Origin of the sequence: Streptomyces atriruber (assembly GCF_001418325.1) — a bacterium.
Taxonomy (GTDB): domain Bacteria; phylum Actinomycetota; class Actinomycetes; order Streptomycetales; family Streptomycetaceae; genus Streptomyces; species Streptomyces atriruber.
Window position 1 is genome coordinate 1 of sequence record NZ_LIPN01000576.1, and the last position, 6,547, is coordinate 6,547.

The following is a 6,547-nucleotide window of genomic DNA, read 5'->3' on the forward strand; positions in this document are numbered from 1 at the left end:
CACCCGGCCCCACGGCCGCACCGGCCCCAACACCGTCACCGTGACCGTCATCGGAACCAACACCGCCACCAGCACCGGAGCCCGCACCCGCACCCGTGCCCTTCACGCCCTCCGTCCCCTCGGACGACACCGTGGGCTCCGGCAGCGTGGGATCTGGAACCGTGGGGTCCGGCAGCGAAACGTACGGCCGTATCCGCAGCGGATCGAAGTCGGCGGCTGCCGCCGCCTCGGCCGACCGTGCCCGCGCCCGGTCCCGCCCCTCCCGCTCGCCGTCGGCGGTGCCGTCTGCGTCCTGACGTGCTCTTTCTTCGTTCTGTTCGTCCTGTCCGGCCACCGGCCGTCCCTCCCCTCGTCAGTCCCGCCCGCCCCGAGAGCTCCAGCGATTATGCAGACCCTCGCTTCAACAGGCCATAACGGGAGACACGGACCAGGATGGAAGGGAAGACGGACTCCCAGGAGGTGTCCATGTCGCAGGATGTCAGTGCCCACCCCACGGGGGAGGGGCCCGGCCCGGTCCCGGCCCACGCAGGCAACGGGCATCCGCCAGGAGGCGTACTCATCTCCATCGGCGCGCTGCTCCTCGGCATGCTGCTCGCCGCGCTCGACCAGACCATCGTCTCCACCGCGCTGCCGACGATCGTCAGTGACCTCGGCGGCATGGACCACCTGTCCTGGGTCGTCACCGCGTACATGCTGGCCGCGACCGCCGCGACACCGCTGTGGGGCAAGCTCGGCGACCAGTACGGCCGCAAGAAGCTGTTCCAGACCGCGATCGTGATCTTCCTGGTCGGCTCGGCGCTGTGCGGCATGGCGCAGAACATGCCGCAGCTCATCGGGTTCCGTGCGCTGCAGGGGCTCGGCGGCGGCGGTCTCATGGTGCTGTCCATGGCGATCGTCGGGGACCTCGTGTCGCCGCGCGAACGCGGCAAGTACCAGGGCCTGTTCGGCGCGGTCTTCGGCGCGACCAGCGTCCTCGGGCCGCTGCTCGGCGGACTCTTCACCGAACATCTCAGCTGGCGCTGGGTCTTCTACGTCAACCTGCCCATCGGGGTGATCGCGCTCGTCGTCATCGCCACGACCCTGCACATCCCGGTGCGCGGCACCCGGCACACCATCGACTACCTGGGCACCTTCCTCATCGCCTCCGTCGCCACCTGTCTGGTCCTGGTCGCTTCGCTGGGCGGCACCACCTGGGCCTGGGGATCGCCGCAGATCATCGGGCTCGCGGTGCTCGGCGCGGTGCTCGCCGCGGTCTTCGTCGCGGTGGAGCGCAAGGCCGCGGAACCGGTGCTGCCGCTGAAGCTCTTCCGGATCCGCACCTTCACGCTCTCCGCCGTCATCAGCTTCATCGTGGGCTTCGCGATGTTCGGGGCGATGACGTATCTGCCCACGTTCCTGCAGGTCGTGCAGGGGGTCACACCGACGATGTCGGGCGTGCACATGCTGCCCATGGTGGCGGGCATGCTCCTGGCGACCACCGGGTCCGGCCAGATCGTCAGCCGCACGGGACGCTGGAAGGTCTTCCCGATCGCGGGCACGGGCGTCACCACCCTCGGACTGCTCCTGCTCCACCAGCTGAACGAGAACAGCGGCACCGGCGAGATGAGCGCGTACTTCTTCGTCTTCGGCCTGGGCCTCGGCCTGGTCATGCAGGTGCTCGTCCTCATCGTGCAGAACGCCGTCAGCTACGAGGACCTGGGCGTCGCCACGTCCGGCGCGACGTTCTTCCGCTCCATCGGCGCCTCCTTCGGCGTCGCGATCTTCGGCACGATCTTCACCAACCGGCTCGGCGACAAGCTGACCGACGCCCTCGCCGGGCAGCAGCTGCCGCCGGGGCTGAGCGTGAGCACGCTGGAGGCCGACCCGCGCGGCATCGCGCGGCTCCCCGCCGACCTGCGGCCCGACGCCCTGCACGCGTACGCCTCGTCGATCACGGACGTCTTCCTGTACGCGGCGCCGGTCGCCCTGGCCGCCTTCGTGCTCGCCTGGTTCCTGCGCGAGGACAAGCTGCGCGCCTCGGTCACGGCGCCCGACCCGACGCAGACGCTGGCCAGCAACCCCGTGGAGCGTTCGTCGTACGACGAGTGCGCGCGGGCGCTGTCGGTGCTCGGGACGCGTGAGGGGCGGCGTGCCGTCTACGAGAAGATCACGGAGCGGGCGGGCCACGACCTGCTGCCCGCGTCGAGCTGGCTGCTCCTGCGCATCGCCCGGCACGGCTCCGTCGAACCGGGCGTGCTGGCCGAGCGCACCACGGTGCCGCTGACCGTCATCACGGCGGCCGCCCGCCAGGTCGAGGAGCGGCGGCTCGCGGAGCGGCAGGGCCTGGAGATGATCCTCACCGACCGGGGCCGCGAGGTCGCGGCCACCCTGGCCAGGGCCCGCGAGGAGTCCCTGTCGGAGCTGCTCGGCGACTGGTGGAGCCCCGACCGCCCCACGGACCTGGTCCAGCTGGTGGAGGAGCTCAGCTCCGAACTGTGCGGCTCGGAGTCGGAGCGGCCGCAGGGTGGCGGGACGGTCGTACGCGCGGCGTGAGCGGTGAGCTGTCAGCCGTGAGGCGCCCGGCGGGTCAGCCGCTCGCGTCCCCGGTCAGCTTCTTGGCGAACCAGTGCTCGGCGTACGGCCGGACGGTCAGCGGCTCGGTCTCCTCGTACCCGTGCCGGGCGTACAACGCACGGGCCTCCACCAGGTCGGTGCGGGTGTCCAGGACGATGCGCTCGGCGCCGAGCGCTCGGGCCGCGTCCTCGGCGGCAGCGAGGAGGACGGGCGCGCCGCCCTTGCCGCGCAGGTCCTCGCGTACGAACACCCGCTTGAGCTCGGCGGTCGCGGCATCGAGCAGCCGGACTCCCGCCGTGCCGACGGGCTCGTCCCCGTACCGCGCGACGAGGAGCACACCGTCCGGCGGCGCGAGATCGGTCCCCGTCTCGGCGGCGATCTCCCGCTCCAGCTCCTCGGGATCCGTGACCCGGCCTTCGTTCAGCAGATACCAGCGGTCGCTGACCTCTGTGTAGTACGCACGCCAGAGCGCGAGGGCGACGGACGAGTCGTACGCCTCCGGCCCGACACTCCAGGAGGCGGCGGCAGGGACCACGGTGACAGGCTTACTCATGCGGTCATTCTGAGCCGACACGCACACCGTCCCGCAAAGGGTTTTGCGCACCGCCGCCGGTTCGTCCGGGCCCACGAACGTAAGGCCCCGCCTGCATCGCAGACGGGGCTCCGGCGCCTGAGCGGCCCAGGCCTACTCGCCCTTGGGCGCCGCCTGCTGGACGACCTCGAAGGACCACACCGAGGACCCGCTCGCGGCGGGCTTCGGGCGGTCGCCGCCGCCCTGGTGGGCCGACTTCATCGGGCCCTCCATCCAGGCCTGGAACGACTCCTCGTCACGCCAGCGCGTGTACACCAGGTAGTCCTCGGTGCCCTCGATGGGGCGGAGGAGTTCGAACCACTCGAAGCCGTCCGAGTTCTCGACGGCGCCGGCGCGGGAGGCGAAGCGCTTTTCGAGGGTTTCCCGCTGGTCGGCGGGGACGGTCAGGACGTTGATCTTGACTACGCTCATGCGGCCATCCTGCCGTACGGGGGTGTCGGAGCGGCGTGAGCCCCGGGGCCGGGGGTCCGGATGTCACGGAGGTCCGGAGGGCGGCGGTCCCGGGGCTCGGTCCCGGGCCGGGGCTAAAGGCGCAGCAGGCGTTCTGCCGTTTCACGGTAGTCCTGCAGGGCCAGGCGGAGTTGTTCCGTGTCGCCGGTGGACGGGGGCACGGGGGAGGTGGGCTCCGCCGCGGTGGGCTCGCCCGGGGCGGGCTCCGCGGTGTGGGGCTGCCACGTCGTGCGCAGGGCGCGGCGGCGCTCCGTGAGGGTGCGCGTCAGGTCGGTGATCGCCTCCTCCAGGACGCGGTCGGCGTTCTCCACGGCGGCGCGCGGGCCGTCGACGAATCCGTTGACCGCGTTCTGCAGGCGCGTCGTCAGCTTGTCGCGTGCGTCGATCGGGAAGAGAGCGGTGCCGTCAGCCATGCTGAACTCCCTTGGGGGCGATGCCGGTCGAGCGCTTGACGGTGTCGTGCCTGCCGGTGCGCGTGGTGTCCGCTTCGGTGTCGGTGTGCTGTTCCGCCACCAGCGCCTCGAAGAGCGCCCGCGCCTCGACCAGGGCCGCGCGCATCTCCTCGGTGTCGGCGCCGGTCCGGTCCCCGTCCGCCGTACCCGTGGCGGTCGCGCCGAGGCTCGCGCGGTGCACCTTGCGGTAGCCGTGGACGTGGTGGGCGTGGTGGACGGAGAGCGCGTCGATCTGGTCCTCGTAGTGACCGGCGTCCGGGAAGCCGCGGGCACCGGCCAGCTCGGCGACGAGCCGGTCCGCCTCGGCGACCGCGTCGCGCGGGGAGTCGACGAAGCGCTCCTGGACGGCGGTCCAGCGGGCCGTGTACTGCTCGCGCGCGGCGGGGTCCAGCGCCCGCGTACGCAGGGAACCGTGCCGCTTCACACGCTCGCCGAGGTCGCGCTCGGCGGCCTTGGTGTCGCCGTCGTGCCGGGCGACCGCGCGGTCGTACTCGGGTCCGAAGCGGCGCTTGAGGCCGCGCCTGCCGCCCGCACCCCGCTGCCTGCGGTTCAGCACGGCGAAGGCGGCGACGGCGAGGACGGCGACTGCCACGATCAGGAGAATGATCATGAGTGTGGACATGGGTGGGTGCCCTTTTCGGCTCGGGGATCGGCCTGGGGCGCGGGGCCCGGTGGGGCCCCGACACCCGTTCCCCGGAACGAGTTGCCCGGAATCGGGCCGCCAAACGGCCCGTGCACGGAGCGGCACCCTCCGCAGGCGCCGCCCCGGCGTCCCTCAGCCCGGGTGGCGCTCCCGCCAGTCGCGGGCCACCTCGTCGACGTCGAAGGGGGTCAGGCCGAGCGGCGGGCCCGGCGGCGGTGTGCGCAGTGCGGCGCCGATCTTCTCGTTGAGGTCCGTCACGAGCTTGCGCGCCATGCGTTCGGACGGCGCCTCGGCCGCCGCGGCCAGCGTGTCCTCGGCCTCCTTGCGCAGGGCGAGCGTGGGGGAAAGGTAGGAGAGGCCTTCGCGGGCCATCTTCCGCTTGACCCACCACATTTCGTCGTACGTGGGGTCGGGCCCCTCGGGCAGGGGCTTGCCCTTTCCCGGCAGGGACGCGAAGTCCCCGCGTTCTTCCGCCTCGCGGATCTGCTTGTCGATCCAGGACTCGAAGTTGACTCCAGGTGGCTTGCGCTCAGTCATGGGGCCATTGTCCCAGGGAGGTCGTGCGGTCGCCCCGCGGCACTTAGGATGCGGCAGCGCGCGACATCCCAAGCAGGCTCGCGCCGCCGCGAGTTGAAGGAGCGTACCGACGTGCTGGAGCTGACCATGGCCTCGGTGTCCGGGGCGGACGCGGGTGCCACCGCAGGCATGCTCATGGCCGACGCGCCGAGCGAGCCGGGTGCGGTGCTGCGCGTGGGGCGGGACAGGAACGTGTGCCGCCTGGTGACGCCCGACGACTGGCTGTTCGTGTCCCGCACGCACCTGGAGTTCCGCTGCGGGCCCGACGGGAACTGGTCCGTGAGCTGGCTGCGCGGCTCGAACCCCGATCCGGCCTCCGAGGTGCGGCTGGTGTCCGCAGGCGCGGCGCGGCCCCTCGCGTACGGAGGGGCGGCGCCGCTGTCCCGGGGCGGCTCCGGCGAGGTCGTCATCCAGGACAGGTCCGGGCCGCGGAGCGTGAACATCGGCTACTACCACGAGGGTTGAGCGGCGCCTGGGCGCCGCCCGCCCGCTCAGCCGAGTACGCGGGCCAGCGCGAAGCCGTCGTACCCCTTGGTGCCCACCGTCTGCACGGCCGTGCCGGTCAGCTTGGGGTGCTCCGCGATGAGTTCGAGCGCGGAGCGGGTGCCGAGCACGTGCGGGTCGGTGCTGGCGGCTTCGGTCACCGCGCCGCCGCGCACGACGTTGTCGAGGATGATCAGGCTGCCGGGGCGGGTGAGTTCGAGCGCCCATTCCAGGTAGCGCGCGTTGTTGGCCTTGTCGGCGTCGATGAAGACGAGGTCGAAGGGCTCGGGGTGCTCGGCGCCGAGCGCGGTGAGCGAGTCCAGGGCGGGGCCGACGCGGACTTCGGCGATCTTGTCGAGTCCGGCGCGGGCGAGGTTGCCGCGGGCGACGTCGGCGTGCTCGGGCTTGTATTCCAGGGTGATGAGGCGGCCGTCGGCGGGCAGGGCGCGGGCCAGCCAGATGGTGCTGTAGCCGCCGAGGGTGCCGACCTCCAGGATGCGGCGGGCGCCCTGGATCTGGGCGAGGAGGTGGAGCAGCTTGCCCTGGTTCGGGGCGACGGCGATCTGTGGCAGTCCGGCCGCGTCGCTGTCGCGGAGGGCCGCGGTCAGGGCCTCGTCCGCGGGGGCGAGGAGGCCGGTGAAGTAGTCGTCGACGGAGTCCCACTGCTGCTGGGTCATGTGATCGAGAGTTCCCTTCGGCTGTTCTGTTGTGCGACTGTTCGACTATCTAGTTAGTTTCGCTAAGGAGTCTACGGCGGGGGCGGGGGGTTGTCAGGCGGATTCTCGGCCGGGTCGCAGG

Annotated in this window: 8 protein-coding genes and 1 pseudogene; 2 read left to right on the forward strand and 7 right to left on the reverse strand. The window is 72.0% G+C overall.

Going from position 1 to position 6,547, the window contains the following annotated elements:
* Positions 1–334, reverse strand: a pseudogene (locus AOK03_RS43640) (hypothetical protein); the annotation flags it as partial.
* Positions 335–465: 131 nt separating this feature from the next.
* Here AOK03_RS43640 and AOK03_RS38700 point away from each other — a divergent pair.
* A complete protein-coding gene (locus tag AOK03_RS38700; protein ID WP_341845851.1) occupies positions 466–2,532 on the forward strand; it encodes a DHA2 family efflux MFS transporter permease subunit in 2,067 nt (688 codons plus the stop codon).
* 34 nt (positions 2,533–2,566) lie between these two features.
* On the opposite strand, the gene AOK03_RS38705 is transcribed toward AOK03_RS38700, so the two are convergent.
* From AOK03_RS38705 to AOK03_RS38725, 5 genes are all read right to left on the reverse strand, one after another.
* Entirely contained in the window at positions 2,567–3,106 is a 540-nt protein-coding gene (locus AOK03_RS38705) for a GNAT family N-acetyltransferase (protein ID WP_055570041.1), read from the reverse strand.
* 132 nt (positions 3,107–3,238) lie between these two features.
* The gene (locus tag AOK03_RS38710; RefSeq protein WP_055570042.1) at positions 3,239–3,556 is read right to left on the reverse strand and encodes an antibiotic biosynthesis monooxygenase family protein; all 318 of its coding nucleotides are present in this window, start codon (positions 3,554–3,556) and stop codon (positions 3,239–3,241) included.
* A 113-nt stretch (positions 3,557–3,669) separates the two neighbouring features.
* Entirely contained in the window at positions 3,670–4,008 is a 339-nt protein-coding gene (locus AOK03_RS38715; protein ID WP_055570043.1) for a hypothetical protein, read from the reverse strand.
* Entirely contained in the window at positions 4,001–4,669 is a 669-nt protein-coding gene (locus tag AOK03_RS38720) for a hypothetical protein (protein ID WP_079075246.1), read from the reverse strand. Before AOK03_RS38720 ends, AOK03_RS38715 begins: the two co-directional genes overlap by 8 nt.
* Before the next feature lie 153 nt (positions 4,670–4,822).
* Entirely contained in the window at positions 4,823–5,227 is a 405-nt protein-coding gene (locus AOK03_RS38725) for a DnaJ family domain-containing protein (RefSeq protein WP_055570044.1), read from the reverse strand.
* 111 nt (positions 5,228–5,338) lie between these two features.
* Between AOK03_RS38725 and AOK03_RS38730 the strand changes: the two genes are divergently transcribed.
* The gene (locus AOK03_RS38730; RefSeq protein ID WP_055570045.1) at positions 5,339–5,731 is read left to right on the forward strand and encodes an FHA domain-containing protein; all 393 of its coding nucleotides are present in this window, start codon (positions 5,339–5,341) and stop codon (positions 5,729–5,731) included.
* 26 nt (positions 5,732–5,757) lie between these two features.
* Here the strand turns inward: AOK03_RS38730 and AOK03_RS38735 are convergent, their stop codons facing one another.
* Entirely contained in the window at positions 5,758–6,426 is a 669-nt protein-coding gene (locus AOK03_RS38735; RefSeq protein ID WP_055570046.1) for an O-methyltransferase, read from the reverse strand.
* Positions 6,427–6,547 lie beyond the last annotated feature (121 nt).

Excerpts from the sequence above, each read along its gene's own strand:
- AOK03_RS38720 (WP_079075246.1), bottom strand. The coding sequence starts at position 4,669 with ATGTCCACACTCATGATCATTCTCCTGATCGTGGCAGTCGCCGTCCTC.
- AOK03_RS38710 (WP_055570042.1), bottom strand. The coding sequence starts at position 3,556 with ATGAGCGTAGTCAAGATCAACGTCCTGACCGTCCCCGCCGACCAGCGG.
- AOK03_RS38705 (WP_055570041.1), bottom strand. The coding sequence starts at position 3,106 with ATGAGTAAGCCTGTCACCGTGGTCCCTGCCGCCGCCTCCTGGAGTGTC.
- AOK03_RS38700 (WP_341845851.1), top strand. The coding sequence starts at position 466 with ATGTCGCAGGATGTCAGTGCCCACCCCACGGGGGAGGGGCCCGGCCCG.
- AOK03_RS38725 (WP_055570044.1), bottom strand. The coding sequence starts at position 5,227 with ATGACTGAGCGCAAGCCACCTGGAGTCAACTTCGAGTCCTGGATCGAC.
- AOK03_RS38715 (WP_055570043.1), bottom strand. The coding sequence starts at position 4,008 with ATGGCTGACGGCACCGCTCTCTTCCCGATCGACGCACGCGACAAGCTG.
- AOK03_RS38735 (WP_055570046.1), bottom strand. The coding sequence starts at position 6,426 with ATGACCCAGCAGCAGTGGGACTCCGTCGACGACTACTTCACCGGCCTC.